The organism is Cupriavidus sp. FW306-1B-F12B, assembly GCF_058781795.1.
Genome location: NZ_JBYSXC010000025.1, coordinates 21908 through 39537 on the forward strand (window position 1 = coordinate 21908; position 17630 = coordinate 39537).

Sequence of the window (17630 nt, forward strand, 5' to 3'; positions counted from 1 at the left end):
GACATGAATGATCGAGACGCGAATTCCATGACCGCTGCAGCACTGGGTGAGATGAGCGACCGGCAGGCTTCCTCCCTTGACGACGCGATGCCGGATGCGCGCGCGACCGAAGTTCCCACGCTGACCAAGGCCGAACTCGCCGAGATGCTGTTCGACCAGGTGGGCCTGAACAAGCGCGAATCGAAGGATATGGTCGAGGCCTTCTTCGACGTCATCCGCGAAGCGCTGGAGCAGGGCGACAGCGTCAAGCTGTCCGGCTTCGGCAATTTCCAGTTGCGCGACAAGCCGCAGCGGCCCGGCCGCAATCCCAAGACCGGCGAAGTCATTCCAATCACCGCTCGCCGCGTGGTCACGTTCCACGCCAGCCAGAAACTCAAGGGCCTGGTGGAAGAACGCGCGGGCATCGTCGGCTGACGCGTCACCCGAACGGCGGATTGCTTCCCGAAGCCGGCATCGGTATGCTTCTGGGCGCGCACCTGGTGTGCGCCAACCGCATGGCCGGCATGGCCTGACGCTCGTCTACACACCACATGTCGGACAAATCCAGCGATCGCATCGCGTTGCCGCCGATTCCGGCCAAGCGCTACTTCACCATCGGTGAGGTGAGCGAGCTTTGCGCCGTCAAGCCGCACGTCCTGCGCTATTGGGAACAGGAGTTCACGCAACTCAAGCCCGTCAAGCGCCGCGGCAACCGCCGCTACTACCAGCACCATGAAGTCCTGCTGATCCGCCGCATCCGCGAACTGCTCTACGAACAGGGCTTCACCATCAACGGCGCGCGCAATCGCCTCGATGAAGGCCGTCATCACAGTGGGGCAGCGGCAGCGCCTGAGGCCGCAGAGGCTGGCGAAGAAAATGCGGCGGCATTGTCGGTCGACATCGGCGGCCTGCGCAATGAACTGGTCGAAGTGCAGCACCTGCTCGCGCAACTGCGGGAGATCGCGAAGCACGGATAATTTCGACGTCGGGAGCTAGTCATACGGGAAATGCTTCTGTTATAATCTTTTGCTTCGGGGCGTAGCGCAGCCTGGTAGCGTACCTGCATGGGGTGCAGGTGGTCGGAGGTTCAAATCCTCTCGCCCCGACCAGACAGAACCCGCTTGGTGAATAGCCAGGCGGGTTTTTTATTTTCTGCGTGGAAATGGCCGGCCGGTGCGGTAACGCTTTGATACAGCCGTCGCCGATGCCCGTTGCTATGCTCTGCCATCCTCCCGACCGATTCCCCACTTATGTTCCGAAAGCTCTGTGTGGCTACCCTTGCGCTCCTCTGGCTGACGGCCGCGGCTGCCGCACGCGCCGATGACCGCGGCTACCCGAGCGCATATCGTGGCGGTGAGTACAAAGAGAAATTCCGTAGCGGCCCTTGTGAAATCGAACGCGAACAGAAGCGCGATGGCGAATACAAGGAAGAGCGCAAATGCAAGGGCGGCCCGCGTGGCTATGAGCGGAAGCAGAAGTACCGCGACGGCCCTTGCCTGATCGAGCGCGAATGGAAGGACGACGGTGAATACGAAGAGAAGGTCGAATGCAAGCGTGGATAAGTGCATGACCTTTCGGCCCGCCATGCGCGGCGCTGGCTGTTACTGCGAAAAGCAGGCCGCTTTCTACCTAACCTGTTGCAACGATAGCGATCGCTGCTGTCGTTCTTACTTTTCCTGTGGAGCTTGCGCCATATATGCGCAACGCACGCAAGCACTCGGACGCCCGGGAAGGGCAGGTCGCCGATTGCATCAGCGAGCTTGGTTGGACGCGGCCGGTGCTGGCTGACTCCGGGTAGCCCGCCAAGCTGCCCTATTGGACCGCATCCAATACTCAGGCATGGTGTGGCTCTGACATAGGCCAAAGGTCTTCTCGCTGGACCAGGGAATCGGCTTCGCTGTCGGTGAGACTGTCACTCACAAAGAACTCGCGGCGTTCGACGTTGTTTCCAATGGCACGTTCGAGGGTTACCCGACGATACGTTGCCTGATGCGCAGGGTCGTTCGCGAAGGCTGTTACCGGGCGATAGGTGAGAACGGATGACAAGGTGTTGGGGTTGTCACGGACCGTGGTTCCATGCAGTGGGCCCCCAACGTAGGTAATGTCCATGGCCTGTTGAAGCGCAACGTTCAGCGTTGCGTTCATCAGCGTCTGCCAACCTTCCCCGCTGGCGCGGAATGCATCCAGTACGTCCGCGTCATAGCGAATGCTCACCAGTTCCTTGGTGCTGGCGAGCCTGGGTCGACCGCGGCCGCGCTTGCCGAGCGGCTTCATGGCCTGCATCTCTTTCGCCGAGACCTCGTACGTGTCCGGATCCGCAGCGATGCCGCGGTTGATGGCCGCGTCCTCTTCGTCGGTCGGCACGACGATCTTAGGCTTGGTCGACATAGTTCCTTGCCTCGCGTTTGTTGGCCTTGCGCAGGCTGATGATATGCATTGCATTCCCGCGCTGGGTGAACACCACGCAATAGATGCGCTCATCAATGACGCCGAGTGATGTCCATGCAGAATAATTGTAGCTGCAAATAATGGGTGGGCCCAAGATTATCTGTGCTGCAGGATATGAATCCGCATCCTGAGTGCCTGTTGGGCTATACGCGCTGCTCGACCGTTGCCAGAAAAGGCGGCGAGATACCCGGGTTCTCCCGTCATGGCGCGCCGGTACCCTGGCTTAGACTGGTCCCGCTGTACTCACCAGCCCGCCCGCACCCCGCCGCCGCGGGCTGTTTTTTGGGTGGAGGCTAGCGCGCCAGCCTGCGCAACAGCGCGTCATGTCCGCATGCCAGGCCGGCAAGCGCCGTTGCGTCGGCCAGTTCGAATTCGCTGAACTGGAAGGCTGGTGCCACGGTGCAGCCGACCAGGGCGAAGTCCATGCCATCGGCCATATCCACGCGTTCGGCGGCAAACCATTGGCCGGCGGGCACCATTGCCTGGAAGGCCGCGCCGGGATGCCGCAGCGGGTCGCCCAGGCGCTGCGTGACGATGGTGCCGTCCACGATCCGGTGCACGTCCACGGGGGAGCCTGCGTGGTAGTGCCAGAGTTCGTCGGACCGGATGCGATGCCACGCGGAATAGTCGTTGCCGCACAGCATGTAGTGGATCGCGGTGCAGGCTGCGCGTGTGCGGCCGTCCTGGCAGACGACCTGCTCTTCGCCGCGATAGGTTTCGCGGTAGTAGCCGCCTTCCGGATGCGGCTGCAGGTCGAGCGAGCGGATCAGTTGGCTGGCGGTCGGGCTGAGGTCTGGCATGTGGGCAAGCGGCGTGGCGCATCGGCGATGCGGAAGCCGTAGCTTAAAGCAGTGCGAAGCGTGCCTGGCCGGGGCCGACGAGGGTGGGGCGGCTGACCGGGTAGCGGTGACGGGTGCCCTGGGCGTCGAAGGACAGGAAATCCGGCGTCCAGCGCAGGGCCTGCAACTGGAGTGGCTCGATGCCGTCGACGAGGATGGCGCCGGCGTCCACGCAGACACTGCCGCAAGGCAGGCGCAGGGATTCGCTGTCGTCGCCGAAGTAGTAGGCCTCGAGCAGGATGGAATCGGACTGGTACAAGGGCATGGGCAGTATCCGAATACTGTATGGATGTACAGTATAGCTCTGGCCAGCGCTTCGGTCATCCCCGACGATTCTCATTTTCGTGCGCCGCCACACCCTGCGGCGCTGTGCCATTGCCGCGTGGAAGTTGGTGGCAAGCGGTGTCGGCCTGTATTGGTATAACCTGAAAGCGATGCCGGTCGCACAGCATGGTCGTGCCAGGACCGGCAGGGTCGCTGCGGGGGATGCCATGGCGAGGTGCGGGAGCAGGGCTTGCTGGTTTGGTTTGGGCGTGGTGCTGGGCGCGGCGGTGGGCGGTGCCTGCGCCATGCTGGTGCGCACGGCCGCGGAGCGGCGGGTGCTGCGCCAGCCCGATGTGCCGCTGGTGCCGTCCGATCCCACCGCGGATCAGGCGCTGACCGATACTGCCACTGACGTGGTGGAGTACGGCGGCTTCGTGATCCACGTGTATTGCCACGCGCTGGGCATGGGGCGATTCAAGGCCCTGTGCGATATCTGGGAGTCGGGCGCCGTGGTGCTGGAGGGCGGCGCGCCGCCGGCCACGCACGCCACGCCCGAAGATGCGCGCGCCGCGGCGATTTCGTGGGCGCGGCAATGGGTGCAGCACAATGGCTGAGGGCGCCGGCGCGCAATCATCGCCATGACAGGAGATGCCGATGCACGCCTGTGACCTGTGTCATCAGCTGGTGGGCGAACCGTCCAGCGTGCCGCCACACGAGCACCTGGCTGCCTCGGGCATTGCGGCCATGAGCAACCGGTGCAAGGTCGACAGCCGCTGGCGCTGCACCGGCTGCGGCGCCTGGATGTACCAGAGCACGGCATTGGGTGAGCCGCCGAATATGTGGCGAATGGGCGCGCGCCCGGTCGACTGGCCTGATAATCACGGCTGAGCAGGCATGGCCGCGCCGCCACCGGGCAGTGCGGCCATGCCCCGTATCGCGCCCGGCTCAGGCTCTCGGGCGTCTGTTTCAAGGAGATTTCATGTTTGTTTGTGGGAACCAGGCTTGCGGTGCGCGCTGGGAGCCGAATGAGGTGCAGATCCGCAATGAAGGGCAGGGTCCCGTGTTCCGTTGCCCGCAGTGCGGCGCACGCAATCACGTCCACGCACGCACCGCGCGCGACGGCAGCACGGTCTACCGCCAGGTGGCGGCGAAGCCGGTACCGCGCTAGCCCGGATCGGCGGACGGCAAGCCATGTCACCCCACGCATGTGGGGTCAAATCCACATGGTTGCCGCCTTAAGCTTGCTCAGGCGGGACCGTTATACACAATCATGGACTTTGCCGACCTTCCTCAAGACTCTGCCTCCAATGCTGAACGCATGGGCTGGGCGAACGCTTCGCCGGAAGTGATCGCCAAGGTATTGAATTCAGCACTGGCAGCGCAGGACCTCTCAGGGTTTGCCGCGCTGCTGTCGGATATCGCGCGTGACCGCGGCCTCAAGGGCGAGCGTGCCGCGCACCAGTCGATCTACGACATGCCGTACGCCAGCCTGCTGCCCAGGCAGAAACACCTGCTTTCCGATGCCTTCGACCTGCTGGTCCTGCTCGGGCTGGAACTGCGCCCGCGTGGCGCCGGCGCCGGCATCGGTGACGATGCGGACCTCGACACGGACGCGGAAGCAGACGAATAAGCGCGGGCTGGCCAGCGCTATGCGCGTTCCAGCATGCCGATCTCGCGCACCGCGACCGACAGCATCGACAGCCCCGCAGCCCCCGAGGCGCGCTGGTCGGCCAGCATGCGCGTAAAGCGTTCCAGCGCGCCATGACGGCTGGAGCGCCAGGCATCGATCATGGCTTCGGGCGTATCCAGTTCACCCGCCTGTGACAGCACGCTGACGGTCAGTGCGCGCTTGAGCCGCCCCAGGTCTTCCAGCGTGGTGGTGCGTGCCAGCAGGTCCCAGTGCGTGTCCGATGGCAGCGCCAGCGCGCGCTCGCGCAGCCAGCTGAAGCTCAGGTGGCTGTCCAGCGCGAAATAAACCCCCGCCACCAGGTCCAGGCTGCGTTCGCATGCGGTGGCCACTTCGGCGATATCGAGCGCGGCGGCGGAGATCTCGCTGCCGGCCACGCGCACAGCCAGCGCTTCGTCGACCCCTGCATCCGTCAAGGCCCGGGTGCGCTCTGACAGTGCCGTCGCATCGGCCGGCGGCAGCAGCCGCGGCAGTTGCGGGGCCAGCCATTGCGCGGCCTGGGCAAAGCGCGCCAGGTCCTCGGCGGCCTTGCTGCCGCTGCGCAGATAGCGGATGAACCACAGGCACGCGCGCTCCAGCAGCAGCGCCACGGCCCCGAACATGCGCGCCTGCTCGGCATCGGCCACACGGTTGTCCAGCGCATCGATCTCCTGCCACAGGGTGGTCAGGCCGAAGACATCGCGTGCGATCAGGCAGGCGCGCACGATATCGGCCGGGCGTGCGTCGGTCTCTTCCATGATCCGGTGCACGAAGGTGGCGCCGATACGGTTGACCAGCATATTGGTCAGGTGCGTCGACAGGATCTCGCGCCGCAGCGGGTGGCGCTGCATCGCGTCGGCGTAACGCTGGCGCAGCGGCACCGGGAAATAGTCCGACAGCAGTCCGGCGACCAGCGTGTCTTCCGGCACGTCGGAGGCCAGCAGTTCGTCGTACAGCCACATCTTGCTGTAGGCAAGCAGCACGGCACGCTCGGGCGATGCCAGGCCTTCATCGGCCAGCTTGCGCTCGGCGATTTCTTCCTCCGAAGGCAGGAACTCCAGCGGCCGGTTGAGCCGTCCGGCGCGCTCCAGCCAGCGCACCAGGCGCGCCTCGCCGTCGAGCAGCGCGGGGCTGCTGCGCCCGGCCACGGACAGTGCCTGGGTCTGGTAGTAGTTGTCCTGCAGCACCAGCAGGCCGACCTCGTCGGTCATCTCGGCCAGCAGCTTATTGCGCTGCTTCTCGGTCATTTCGCCGTCGGCAACCACCAGCCCGAGCAGGATCTTGATATTGACCTCGTGGTCCGAGCAGTCCACCCCGGCCGAGTTGTCGATGGCGTCGGTGTTGATGCGCCCGCCCTTGCGCGCGAACTCGATGCGGCCCAGCTGGGTGAAGCCGAGATTGCCGCCTTCGCCGACCACCTTGCAGCGCAGGTCATTGCCGTTGACACGCACCGCGTCGTTGGTGCGGTCGCCGGCCTGCAGGTGGGTTTCCTGGCTGGACTTGACGTAGGTGCCGATGCCGCCGTTGTAGAGCAGGTCGACCGGCGCCATCAGGATGGCGTGGATCAGCTCGGCCGGCGACAGCGTGGCTGCCGTGACCCCCAGCACCGCCTGCACCTGCGGCGACAGCGCGATGGTCTTGGCGCTGCGCGGATAGATGCCGCCGCCGGCGGAGATCAGCGTGGCGTCGTAGTCGGCCCAGCTGGAGCGGGGCAGGCCGAACAGCCGCGTGCGCTCCTGCAGGCTCCTTGCCGTGTCCGGGTCGGGATCGAGGAAGATATGCCGGTGGTCGAAAGCCGCCACCAGCCGGATATGCGGCGACAGCAGCATGCCGTTGCCGAACACGTCGCCCGACATGTCGCCGATGCCGGCCACGGTGAAGTCCGTGGTCTGGATATCGACACCCATCTCGCGGAAATGCCGCTTGACCGATTCCCACGCACCGCGCGCGGTAATGCCCATCTTCTTGTGGTCATAGCCGACCGAGCCCCCGGACGCAAAGGCATCGCCCAGCCAGAAGCCGTATTCGGCCGAGATCGCGTTGGCGAAGTCGGAGAACGTCGCGGTGCCCTTGTCGGCGGCGACCACCAGGTAGGGGTCGTTGTCGTCGTGGCGCACCACCTCGGGTGGCGGCACCAGCTGGCCGCCGACGAGGTTGTCGGTCAGGTCCAGCAGCCCGCGCAGGAAGGTCTGGTAGCAGGCAATGCCCTCCTGCAGGAATGCATCGCGGTCGGTGGGCGGGGGCGGGCGCTTGACCACGAAGCCGCCCTTGGAGCCCACCGGAACGATCACCGTGTTCTTGACCATCTGCGCCTTCATCAGGCCCAGCACTTCAGTGCGGAAGTCCTCGCGCCGGTCTGACCAGCGCAGTCCGCCGCGGGCCACGCGCCCGCCGCGCAGGTGCACGCCCTCAACGCGCGGCGAGTAGACCCAGATCTCGAACATCGGGCGCGGCTCGGGCAGGCCGGGGACCAGCGCGGGATTGAACTTGAACGACACATACGGGCGCGGCTGGCCTTCCTCGCCGCGGTGGAAATAGTTGGTGCGCACGGTGGCGTTGATCACGCCCAGGAAGAGCCGCAGGATGCGGTCCTCATCCAGGTTGGGCACCTTGTCCAGCGCCGCGCCGATATCGGCCAGCAGCTTGTCGCAGCGCGCCTGGCGGGCGGTGTCGGTGGCGACCTCGCTGAAGGTGTCGAAGCGCGCCACGAACAGGCCGACCAGCATGGCGGCAATGGCCGCGTTGCCGGTCAGCGCGCGCTCGATATAGGCGTCACTGAAGGTCGAGCCCACCTGGCGCAGGTAGCGGGCATAGGCGCGCAGGATGGTGACGTCGCGTGCGGCCAGCTCGGCGCGCAGCACCAGGCGGTTGAAGTCATCGTTCTCGATCTCGCCGTGCCAGGCGCGCGCGAAGGCATCCTCGAACAAGGCCTTGACGCGCGCGATGTCGAATTCCGCCGCGCTGCCGCTGTCGGCAATCTCCAGCCCGAAGTCGTGCACCCATACCGGCGCGCCGCTGTCGGGTTCGATCAGGTAGGGGCGCTCTTCATCCACGCGCACGCCCAGGTGTTCCAGCATGGGCAGGCTGTGCGACAGCGCGATCGGCTCGCCGGCACGGTACACCTTGAAGCGGAACACCCCCGGCGCGGCCTCGATCGGCCGGTACAGGTTCATCGCCATGCCGTTGCCGCGCAGCGCGTGCTCCATCAGCTCGATATCGCGCACCGCGGTGCGGGCCGGGTAGTCCTCACGGTAGCCGGCGGGGAACGAGCCGCCGTAGCGCTGCAGCAGCCGGTTGCCTTGCTCTTCGCCGTGGCTTTCATGCAGGGCTTCAGCGAGATCGTCCTGCCAGCGGCGGCTGGCGTGCACGATGCGCGCCTCCAGCTCGCGCGTATCAACGTGCGGCATGGTGCCGGGCTCGCCGCGCACGGTGAGCTGGATGCGCGCCAGCGGCGACTCGGACAGCAGTGGCGTGAACTCGCAGCTGGTGCCGTGGAAAGCCGCGGTCAGCAGCTTCTGGATCTTTTGGCGCAGGTCGGTGTTGTACTTGTCGCGCGGCACGAACACCAGGCACGAGACAAAGCGGTCGAAGCGGTCGCGCCGCACAAAGAGCCGGGTGCGCTGGTGTTCCTGCAGCCGCAGGATGCCGGTGGTGATGTCGAACAGTTCGTCCTCGGTGGCCTGGAACAGTTCATCGCGCGGATATTGCTCAAGGATGGTCACCATCGACTTGTACAGGTGCCCCTTGGCCAGGAAGCCCGCGCGCGCCAGGATATTGGCGCACTTGCGCCGCACCAGCGGAATTTCCGCGATCGGCGCCATATAGGCAGTCGAGGTGTACAGGCCGACAAAGCGCCGCTCGCCGAACAGCTGCCCGTTTTCATCGAGCAGCTTGACGCCGATATAGTCGAGATAGCCCGGCCGGTGCACGGTGGCGCGCGAATTGGCCTTGGTCAGGAAGATCGGCGAGGCCCCTTCGATGATCGCGGTGGCCGCGGCGGGCAGCAGCGTGAGGTCTTCGGCATCAGGCTCGCGCAGGCTTTCGCGCAGGATGCCCGCGCCCGAGCCCGGCACGCCGCGCAGGAAGTAGCGGCCGTCCTGCGACACCAGCTGGTAGTCACGCTGGCCGAGGAAGGAGAAGTGGTCATCCATCATCCAGTCCAGGAAGGCGCGCGCTTCGGCGCTTTCCGGCGAGGCCGCGTCGGGCGCCTGCGCCATCGCGGCGATGGTGGCCTGGGTGATGTCGCACATCTTCGGCCAGTCTTCCACCGCCGCGCGCACGTCGACCAGCACCTGCGCAATGGCGCTGCGCAGCGCTTCCAGCCGCGCGGCCTCGCCGCTGCGGTCGATCTCGAAATGGATAAACGATTCCAGGCGCGAACTGTCCCCGGTCTCGCCGGCGCCGCCCGGGGCGATCCGCTCGATGCCGCCGCGCGCGTCGCGCCAGACCCGGAACACGGGATGGATGGCCGAGTGCAGCGCCAGTCCCTGCCGGTTGATCTCCATCGTCACCGAGTCGACCAGGAAGGGCATGTCGTCATTGACGATCTCGACCACGGTGTGGTCCGAATGCCAGCCGTGCTCTTCCAGGTTGGGGTTGTAGACGCGGATGCGCGCACTGCCGGGGGTGAATTTCTGGGCGGTCTGCCAGTGCGCCATCACGGCGCCGTAGAGATCGTCGACGTCGCGCTGGAGCAGGTCCTCGGCGTCGGCCTGGTCGTAGTAGTGCAGCAGGAAGGGCTCGACCACGGCGAACATCGCCGCCGGCAGCCGCTCGCGCGCGAAGCTGGCCAGTTCGTCCAGCAGGTGCGCGACCTTGTCTTCGTTCTCCTGCGGCATGATCCCTCCTCGCGGTGTCGATGGGCGGCCCGCGGCATGTGCCGGGGCATGCTCATACTTTAGGAAAAAACCGCTTGCCCGGCGCAAGAAAAGTGGCGGGTATGACGATGGCGCGTGAAGAAAGGTGGGCGGCTCCCGCTGCTGCCCGCGGGACGGCTTGCGCGGCGCTCAGAGGCGCGTGGCGGCGAGGGTGGGGCAGGAGGTGGGGCGGTGCGCGACCGGCGGCAGGCCGGGGCAATGCGAGGGCGCGGCAGCCGTCTCCTGCCGGGCGGCTTCGGTGCCGGCGCGAACCTGGCGCGTGGTGTGGTCGCTCAGCGTGGTCTTCATCCGCTCCAGCAGGGTGCCCAGCGCAGCACGCTCTTGCGGACTGAACGCTGCCACCGACACGCTGTGCAGCGCGCTGAGGGCCTGCGCGGTGCGCTGCAGCCGGTTGGCTGCGCTTGCTGCAATGCGGGGCGCCTGGGTGCCGGCGTATTCGATCCAGCCGTCGCGCTGCAGTTCATCCAGCATCTTCTCGGAACGAGCGGCATCGATCGGCATCGGGCCCGTCAAGGGCGAGCCGCGCACGAACGCATCCTGGCGGATGGCCCGCAGCAGCAGCCACTGGGCGTAGTTCAGGCCAGAGGCGCACAGCGTCTGTTCCAACGCACCCTGCCAGGCGGTTACGGCATCAACCAGGGCAAGGACAACCGGCTCGCTGGGTTCGAGGGGTCTTGGCTGCATGAATGGCGTCTCCTGTTTTGGTTTGCCGCCACTGCGATGCGCTGGCATCCGTCGTGCGGGTACCAGGGGCCGGAGCATGGCCGGCCCGGGCGGCACGGACGCCGCAGCCTCTCTGGCGGGGCACGGTCGACCGATGGGCCAGACACTACCAGAATCTTTTGCCGGAATTGTGACAGGTCGGGAATGCCCTGTGGCACCACAGGGACATAGTATCCCGCACGACCCCTGGCATGGCTTTGACTATGAATAAAGCGACTGGAAGCCATGACTTTAAATCACAGCCAGAATATATGCGGCTGGCTACACTGCCTGCCGGAGACCCCGCCAACGAGCCTTCAGGCCAGCAGGGGCGCGCGGCGCGGGCACGGGCCCGGCCGCCAGACCGGAGATAAGGATGTACAAGGAACGCATTCGCCTGGCCAGGCTGCACGACAAGGTAGTCTCGGCCGACGAAGCCGCCGCGCTGATCCGCGATGGCATGACGGTTGGGATGAGCGGTTTCACGCGCGCGGGCGACTGCAAGGAAGTCCCGTTTGCGCTGGCGCGGCGCGCGGCCACCGAGCCGCTGCGCATCACCCTGATGACCGGCGCGTCGCTGGGCAATGACATCGATCGGGTATTGGCCGAGGCGGACGTGATTGCGCGCCGCCTGCCGTTCCAGTCCGACGCGACGCTGCGCCGCAAGATCAACGCAGGCGAAGTGATGTTCATCGACCAGCACCTGTCCGAGACCGTGGAGCAACTGCGCTCCGGCCAGATCGCACCGGTGGACGTTGCCGTGGTGGAAGCGGTGGCGATTACCGAGCAGGGCGGCATCATCCCCAGCACCTCGGTCGGCAACTCGGCCAGCTTCGCCATGCTGGCGCGCAAGGTGATCGTCGAGATCAACCTGAACATGCCGCTGGAGCTGGAAGGGCTGCACGACATCTACTTCCCGGTGCAGCGCCCGTACCGCCAGCCGATCCCGCTGATTGCGCCCGAGCAGCGCATTGGCCTGCCGTATATCCCCATCGATCCCGAGAAGATCGCGGCCATCGTCATCACCGCCAAGGACGATAGCCCGTCCAACGCGCTGCCGCCGGATGCCGATACCCGCAATATCGCCGGCCATCTCAACGATTTCCTGCTGCGCGAAGTCCGCGCCGGCAGGCTCTCGCCCTCGCTGCAGCCGCTGCAGGCGGGCATTGGCACCATTGCCAACGCGGTGTTGCACGGCATGGTCGATTCACCGTTCCGTGACCTGCAGATGTATTCCGAGGTGCTGCAGGACAGCACCATCGAACTTCTGGATGCGGGGCGGCTGGCGTTTGCCTCGGCCTCTTCGGTGACGCTGACGCGCGAGGTGTACCAGCGCTTCCTGTCGAACCTGGACCGCTATCGCTCGCGCCTGCTGCTGCGTCCGCAGGAGATCAGCAACCATCCTGAGATCCTGCGCCGGCTCGGGCTGATTACCATCAACACGGCGCTGGAGTGCGACATCTACGGCAACGTCAACTCCACGCATGTGGGGGGCACGCACATGATGAACGGCATCGGTGGCTCCGGCGATTTTGCGCGCAATGCGCACCTGTCGGTATTCGTGACCAAGTCGGTGGCCAAGGGCGGCGATATCTCGAGCATCGTGCCGATGGTGGCGCACGTGGACCATACCGAGCACGACGTCGACATCATCGTCACCGAGCACGGCCTGGCCGACCTGCGCGGCCTGGCGCCGCGCGAACGCGCGCGCACGGTCATCGACAACTGTGCCGACCCGCAATACCGCGAGCTGCTGGGCGACTACTTCCGGCGCGCCAGCACCCATGGCGGCCAGACCCCGCACCTGATGGAAGAGGCGCTGTCCTGGCATGTCGGCTTCCGCGACCGCGGCACCATGCTGCCCGCGCAGCCGGCCCAGGCGATGGCTGCCTGAGCGCCGCCTCCGCCAAAAAGCAAAACAGCCCGCGCAAGCGGGCTGTTTGCCTTGGTGCCGCCGGTTGGAGGCGGGGCAGGCTTACTGCGCCTTGCCGCCCTGGCTGGCAGGCGCCTTGGCGCCGTCGGTGTACGGATCAGCCTTGCCGGCCTTGGCGCCGTCGGTGTACGGATCGAACTTGCCGGACTTGGCGCCATCCGTGTTCGGGTCGAACTTCTTGCCCGAGTTGGTCAGGTCCGACTTGGTCGATTGCTTGGCGCCATCGGTGTACGGGTCGAACTTGCCGGATTTGGCGGGGTTCTGGTTCGGGCTGGCCTTCTTGGTGTGGCTGCCACCGTAGAGATCGCCGCCTTCGGTGTAGTTCTTCTGCGCATAGACCTGCGTCGCGCCCAGCGCGGCCAGTGCTGCAACGATCAGGGTCGAAACGGTCTTCTTCAGCATCTTGCTTATCCTCGCGATTGACGGTCGCGCAGCGCCTGCGCGAATCCGGTTTTGGGGCCGAGCTTGGCCGGTGACGGCCGGGCACATGTGGCGGAACACCCGGTTAATGTACCGAGTCAGCGCTTGTCCGCAAAGTGAAAGTTTCTTCTACAAGTATTGAATACCGATGGCGTTGCCTGCGTACTGCGCCGGATCAAATGCAACGATCCTGGGACAGATGTGGGTGACTGATGGCACATTTTCAACCGGCAGCCATAAAAAAACCGGCTGCCAGGTGGCAGCCGGTCATGACCCCTCGCGGGACGGTTTCGCCGTGCGGTTATTCCAGTGTGATGTTCTGGTCGCGTGCGATCTTCTTGCGCAGGTCCAGCTCGCGCTTGATCTGGGCGGCGTACTGCGCCGGGGTGTTGCCGTCGGTGTAGGCACCGCTGTCGGCCAGGCGGCGCTTGACGTTGGGGTCCTGCAGCGCCTTGACCGCGGCATCATGCACGCGCGTGATGATTGCCGTGGGCGTGCCGGCCGGGGCCACCAGTCCGTACCAGGCCATGTTGTTCATGTCCTTCATGCCGGCTTCGGCAAAGGTCGGCACGTCTGGCAGGCCCTCGACCCGCTTGGGCGCCGCCACTGCCAGCGCGCGCAGCTTGCCGGCCTGGATATGCGGCATCGACGACGGCAGGTTGTCGAACTGCGCGTTGACCTGGCCGGCCAGCGTGTCGTTCAGCGCAGGGCCCGATCCGCGGTAGGGGATATGGACCATGTCGGTCTTGGTAATGTCCTTGAACAGCTCGCCGTCCAGGTGCGAGATGCTGCCCTTGCCGGCCGAGGCGTAGCTGTACTTGCCGGGGCTGGCCTGCAGCATCGCGACGAACTCCTTCAGGGTCTTGGCCGGCACCTTCGGGTTGACCGTCAGTACGTTCGGCACGTTGACGAGGTTGGTGATCGGCGCGAAGTCCTTGAGCGGGTCGTACGGGTTCTTGGGGTTGGTGGCGGGGTTGGTCGCCATCGTGCTGACGGTGGCGATGCCCAGCGTGTAGCCGTCCGGGGCGGACTTGGCGAGCGCGTCGGCGCCGATAGCGCCGCCACCGCCGCCGCGGTTTTCCACCACCACCGGCTGGCCCAGCTCGCGGCCGAGGCCGTCGGAGACCGCGCGCGCAACGATGTCGGTGGTGCCGCCGGCCGCGAACGGAACGATCAGGCGGATCGGCTTGTTGGGGTAGGACTGGGCCTGGGCCAGGCCGTGGGCCAGGCCAAGGGCCGCGATGCAGGCGGCTGCGCCGGCGTTGATAACTGCTTTCAAGGAGTGCCTCCGTTCTTCTTTCACTGATTCGCCAGGCGGGCTGCAGGCGTTTCTTCGGACCCAGACCTTTCGTCTGCGCCCCGCGCTGTCACGGATCCCCGCGCTGGCATGACCGGGCCGTGCCGGGATGCGGCGACGGCCGGCACCTTGCGATAGTTCCGCGATACGGAACTATGTTCCACAATGTGCGCGGATGCGATTCAACCGGGAAAGCGGGCGCAGGGGAATTGGTGAGAACCCGCGTATCAAGAAACCGGCAGCGATGCCGACCGCGCGCGCAAAGCAGCGCGGCGGAAATGAAAAAAGCCGGAAGCAAGGCTTCCGGCTTTTCCTGAATTCGCTGGTGGGGCGTGAGTGACTCGAACACTCGACCTACGGATTAAGAGTCCGCTGCTCTACCAACTGAGCTAACGCCCCAACGAAGAAAAAGATTGTAGCAAGGTATCGGATAAGACGCAATAGCCTTCGCGCAATTTTTGCGAGCCAGGCTGCACTGGCCGCTACAATGCCAGGCCACCGTGCTTATCCCGCCGCGCGGTGGTTCCGATCCACCAGCTTGCCCAGCCCATGCACGCCAGAGTCCTGCGCTATCTCGACGAGGTCGTCCGCCGCGGTTCGATCCGCAAGGCGGCCGAGCAACTGCATGTGGCGCCGACCGCGGTCAACCGCCAGATCCTGGACCTGGAGGCGGAACTGGGCGCGCCGCTGTTCGAGCGCATCAACAAGCGGCTGCGGCTGACGCCGCTGGGCGAGATGGTGCTGGCCCACGTGCGCCAGACGCTGCGCGAGCATGATGCGCTGCGCGAGCGCATCGAGGACTTCAAGGGTGCGCGCCGCGGCGAGGTCACCGTGGCGGTCACGGCCGGCCTGGCGGGCTCGCTGATGCCATCGCTGGTGCATGACTTCCGCCAGCGCTACCCGGGCATTGTGGTGCGCGTGGCCGACCTGCCGGTGGCCGACATCATCGCGGCGGTGGAGCAGGGCGACGCCGACCTGGGCCTTGGCTATGACCTGCCTGAGCTGCCCGCCTTCCGCGCGCTGGCCACCAGCGACTGGCAGATCGGCGCGGTGGTGCCGCCGGGCCATGCGCTGGCGGCCCGGCAATCGGCGCTGCTGAGCGAATGCGTCGGCTATCCGCTGATCCTGCCGGCGCCGTCGCTGTCGATCCGCGCCATCCTTGACGCGGCCTTTGCCCGCAATGCGATCGAGGTCTCGCCGGTGGCGGAGTCCACCTCGACCGCGCTGATCCGGCAACTGGTGATGCTGGGCACCGGCATCGCGCTGCTGAACCCGCTCGATGTGATGGAAGAGCGCGCCCGCCAGGCGCTGGTCTACGTGCCGCTGCGCGACCGCCACCTGCAGGGCCAGACGCTGACGCTGGTGGCGCGCGCTCGCGGCCCGCTCAGCGCCGCGGCCGAGTTGATGGCCGAGCGCATCGGCGACGCGCTGGCGGTGTTGTTCGCGCAGGCGCGCTGAGCAACAGGGTGTCGCGGGTGTCCACTTTTTGTGGACAGGATGATCGGAATTCTGCGCTTGGGGGATGGCACCTCGCCACCGTAGACTGGCGGCCATCCCGTCCCCCAATTCGTTTTGCAGAAGGAATTCCGCCATGACCCTGATTGCCCTGAACGCCGACGTGCTGGTCACCATGGATGCGCAGCGCCGCGAGATCCGCGATGGCGCCCTGGTTGCCGAAGGCCCCGCCGTGCACTGGGTCGGTCCCACCTCGGAACTGCCGCCGCAGTACCGGCGCATGGTCGACGACGGCAGCGCGCAGGTGCTCGACATGCGCGGCCGCGTGGTCACGCCCGGCCTGGTCAACACCCACCACCACATGTACCAGAGCCTGACGCGCGCGGTGCCAGCGGCGCAGGACGCCGAGCTGTTCTCGTGGCTGACCAACCTGTACCTGCTGTGGTCGCACCTGACGCCGGAAATGATCGCGGTGTCGACCAAGACTGCGATGGCCGAGCTGATGCTGTCCGGGTGCACCACCACCAGCGACCACCTCTACCTGTTCCCGAACGGCTCGCGCCTGGATGACTCGATTGCCGCGGCGCAGGAGATGGGCATGCGCTTCCACGCCGCGCGCGGCTCGATGAGCGTGGGCCGCAGCAAGGGCGGCTTGCCGCCGGACGTGGTGGTGGAAGAGGAGGCCGCCATCCTGCGCGACAGCCAGCGGCTGGTGGAGCAGTACCACGACAGTGCGCGCCACGCGATGCTGCGCGTGGTGCTGGCACCGTGCTCGCCGTTTTCGGTGTCGCGCGACCTGATGCGCGAATCGGCCAATATGGCGCGGCACTATGGCGTGTCGCTGCACACGCACCTGGCCGAGAACGACAACGACATTGCCTACTCGCGTGAGAAATTCGGCCTGACGCCGGCCCAGTATGCCGAGGACCTGGGCTGGGTCGGCCGCGATGTGTGGCATGCGCACTGCGTCAAGCTGGACGACGAGGGCGTCGCACTGTTTGCCCGCACCGGGACCGGCGTGGCGCATTGCCCGTGCTCGAACATGCGGCTGGCGTCCGGCATTGCACCGGTGCGGGCCATGCGCGATGCCGGCGTGCCGGTGGGCCTGGGCGTGGACGGCAGCGCGTCGAACGACGGCGCGCATATGCTGGGCGAGGCGCGCCAGGCCATGCTGCTGCAGCGCGTTGGCTACGGGCCGGCCGCCATGAGCGCGCGCGAGGCACTGGAGATTGCCACGCTGGGTGGTGCGCGCGTGCTCAACCGCGACGATATCGGCGCGCTGGCGCCGGGCATGTCGGCGGATTTTGTCGCCTTCGACATGTCGCAGGTCGGCTTTGCCGGCGCCGGCCATGACCCGGTGGCGGCGCTGGTGTTCTGCACGCCGGCCAATGTCGCGGCGAGCGTGATCAACGGCAGGGAAGTGGTGCGCGACGGTGCACTGCTGACGGCCGACCTGCCCAACGTGCTGCTGCGCCATCGCGCGCTGGCACGTACGCTGTTCGAGCGCGCCAGCCAGGGCGCCTGATGCACGGGCCGCTGTGGCGTGGCACGTGCCTGCGCCGCAGCGGATAAGCCAATCAGGCAAGTGCACAAAGCCAAAGGCCGGAAGCATTGCTGCTTCCGGCCTTTCTGTATTCGGTGGTGGGGCGTGAGTGACTCGAACACTCGACCTACGGATTAAGAGTCCGCTGCTCTACCAACTGAGCTAACGCCCCAACGAAGAACGAGATTCTAGCATGATTTCTGGCGC

16 protein-coding genes, 3 tRNA genes and 1 pseudogene are annotated in these 17630 nt (G+C 66.2%); 10 read left to right on the forward strand and 10 right to left on the reverse strand.

Features of this window, described 5'->3' with window-relative positions; all coding sequences use genetic code 11:
• Positions 1–3 precede the first annotated feature (3 nt).
• The 4 genes from AC3WLE_RS29255 (at position 4) to AC3WLE_RS29270 (ending at position 1541) form a co-directional block, all read left to right on the forward strand.
• Complete coding sequence (locus AC3WLE_RS29255) at positions 4–414, forward strand: integration host factor subunit alpha (RefSeq protein ID WP_037024300.1); 411 nt, start codon at positions 4–6, stop codon at positions 412–414.
• Between the two features lie 116 nt (positions 415–530).
• Positions 531–956 (forward strand): MerR family transcriptional regulator, encoded by a 426-nt coding sequence (locus AC3WLE_RS29260; RefSeq protein ID WP_492320488.1) that lies wholly within the window; start codon positions 531–533, stop codon positions 954–956.
• Positions 957–1011: 55 nt separating this feature from the next.
• Positions 1012–1088 (forward strand) — tRNA-Pro (locus AC3WLE_RS29265).
• Positions 1089–1229: 141 nt separating this feature from the next.
• Positions 1230–1541 carry a hypothetical protein gene (locus tag AC3WLE_RS29270; RefSeq protein ID WP_011615009.1) on the forward strand — a complete coding sequence of 104 codons (312 nt, stop codon included), beginning with the start codon at positions 1230–1232 and terminating at the stop codon, positions 1539–1541.
• Positions 1542–2091: 550 nt separating this feature from the next.
• Here the strand turns inward: AC3WLE_RS29270 and AC3WLE_RS29275 are convergent.
• The 4 genes and pseudogenes from AC3WLE_RS29275 to AC3WLE_RS29290 all read right to left on the reverse strand — a co-directional run.
• Positions 2092–2367, reverse strand: a pseudogene (locus tag AC3WLE_RS29275) (BrnA antitoxin family protein); the annotation flags it as partial.
• Positions 2351–2521 carry a BrnT family toxin gene (locus tag AC3WLE_RS29280; RefSeq protein WP_492351673.1) on the reverse strand — a complete coding sequence of 57 codons (171 nt, stop codon included), beginning with the start codon at positions 2519–2521 and terminating at the stop codon, positions 2351–2353. The pseudogene AC3WLE_RS29275 and the gene AC3WLE_RS29280, both read right to left, overlap by 17 nt.
• Before the next feature lie 199 nt (positions 2522–2720).
• Positions 2721–3227 (reverse strand): cupin domain-containing protein, encoded by a 507-nt coding sequence (locus AC3WLE_RS29285; protein ID WP_492320491.1) that lies wholly within the window; start codon positions 3225–3227, stop codon positions 2721–2723.
• A 43-nt stretch (positions 3228–3270) separates the two neighbouring features.
• Positions 3271–3531, reverse strand: a complete 261-nt coding sequence (locus tag AC3WLE_RS29290) for a hypothetical protein (protein WP_492320492.1) — start codon at positions 3529–3531, stop codon at positions 3271–3273.
• Between the two features lie 304 nt (positions 3532–3835).
• Between AC3WLE_RS29290 and AC3WLE_RS29295 the strand changes: the two genes are divergently transcribed.
• From AC3WLE_RS29295 to AC3WLE_RS29305, 3 genes are all read left to right on the forward strand, one after another.
• On the forward strand, positions 3836–4144 hold the full coding sequence (locus AC3WLE_RS29295; protein ID WP_234788122.1) for a DUF6566 family protein: 309 nt from the start codon (positions 3836–3838) through the stop codon (positions 4142–4144).
• Positions 4145–4184: 40 nt separating this feature from the next.
• Positions 4185–4418 (forward strand): hypothetical protein, encoded by a 234-nt coding sequence (locus tag AC3WLE_RS29300; protein WP_492320493.1) that lies wholly within the window; start codon positions 4185–4187, stop codon positions 4416–4418.
• 382 nt (positions 4419–4800) lie between these two features.
• Complete coding sequence (locus tag AC3WLE_RS29305) at positions 4801–5160, forward strand: hypothetical protein (RefSeq protein ID WP_492320495.1); 360 nt, start codon at positions 4801–4803, stop codon at positions 5158–5160.
• 17 nt (positions 5161–5177) lie between these two features.
• On the opposite strand, the gene AC3WLE_RS29310 is transcribed toward AC3WLE_RS29305, so the two are convergent.
• Together AC3WLE_RS29310 and AC3WLE_RS29315 are read right to left on the reverse strand one after the other, a co-directional pair.
• A complete protein-coding gene (locus tag AC3WLE_RS29310; protein ID WP_492320496.1) occupies positions 5178–10034 on the reverse strand; it encodes an NAD-glutamate dehydrogenase in 4857 nt (1618 codons plus the stop codon).
• Positions 10035–10202: 168 nt separating this feature from the next.
• Positions 10203–10757 (reverse strand): MarR family transcriptional regulator, encoded by a 555-nt coding sequence (locus AC3WLE_RS29315; protein WP_492320497.1) that lies wholly within the window; start codon positions 10755–10757, stop codon positions 10203–10205.
• Positions 10758–11151: 394 nt separating this feature from the next.
• On the opposite strand from AC3WLE_RS29315, the gene scpC reads away from it, so the two are divergent.
• A complete protein-coding gene (gene scpC / locus AC3WLE_RS29320; protein ID WP_492357001.1) occupies positions 11152–12669 on the forward strand; it encodes a succinyl-CoA:acetate CoA-transferase ScpC in 1518 nt (505 codons plus the stop codon).
• 81 nt (positions 12670–12750) lie between these two features.
• Here scpC and AC3WLE_RS29325 read toward each other — a convergent pair whose 3' ends face one another.
• From AC3WLE_RS29325 to AC3WLE_RS29335, 3 genes are all read right to left on the reverse strand, one after another.
• Complete coding sequence (locus AC3WLE_RS29325) at positions 12751–13110, reverse strand: hypothetical protein (RefSeq protein WP_479941575.1); 360 nt, start codon at positions 13108–13110, stop codon at positions 12751–12753.
• Between the two features lie 319 nt (positions 13111–13429).
• Positions 13430–14407 carry a tripartite tricarboxylate transporter substrate binding protein BugE gene (locus tag AC3WLE_RS29330; protein ID WP_492320499.1) on the reverse strand — a complete coding sequence of 326 codons (978 nt, stop codon included), beginning with the start codon at positions 14405–14407 and terminating at the stop codon, positions 13430–13432.
• A gap of 341 nt (positions 14408–14748) precedes the next feature.
• A tRNA-Lys gene (locus AC3WLE_RS29335) sits at positions 14749–14824 on the reverse strand.
• Between the two features lie 150 nt (positions 14825–14974).
• Between AC3WLE_RS29335 and AC3WLE_RS29340 the strand changes: the two genes are divergently transcribed.
• The gene (locus AC3WLE_RS29340; protein ID WP_492320500.1) at positions 14975–15883 is read left to right on the forward strand and encodes a LysR family transcriptional regulator; all 909 of its coding nucleotides are present in this window, start codon (positions 14975–14977) and stop codon (positions 15881–15883) included.
• A 133-nt stretch (positions 15884–16016) separates the two neighbouring features.
• Positions 16017–17405, forward strand: coding sequence for an 8-oxoguanine deaminase (locus AC3WLE_RS29345; RefSeq protein WP_492357002.1), 1389 nt, complete (start codon positions 16017–16019; stop codon positions 17403–17405).
• Positions 17406–17519: 114 nt separating this feature from the next.
• On the opposite strand, the gene AC3WLE_RS29350 is transcribed toward AC3WLE_RS29345, so the two are convergent.
• Positions 17520–17595: transfer RNA gene (locus AC3WLE_RS29350), tRNA-Lys, on the reverse strand.
• Between the last annotated feature and the right edge of the window lie 35 nt (positions 17596–17630).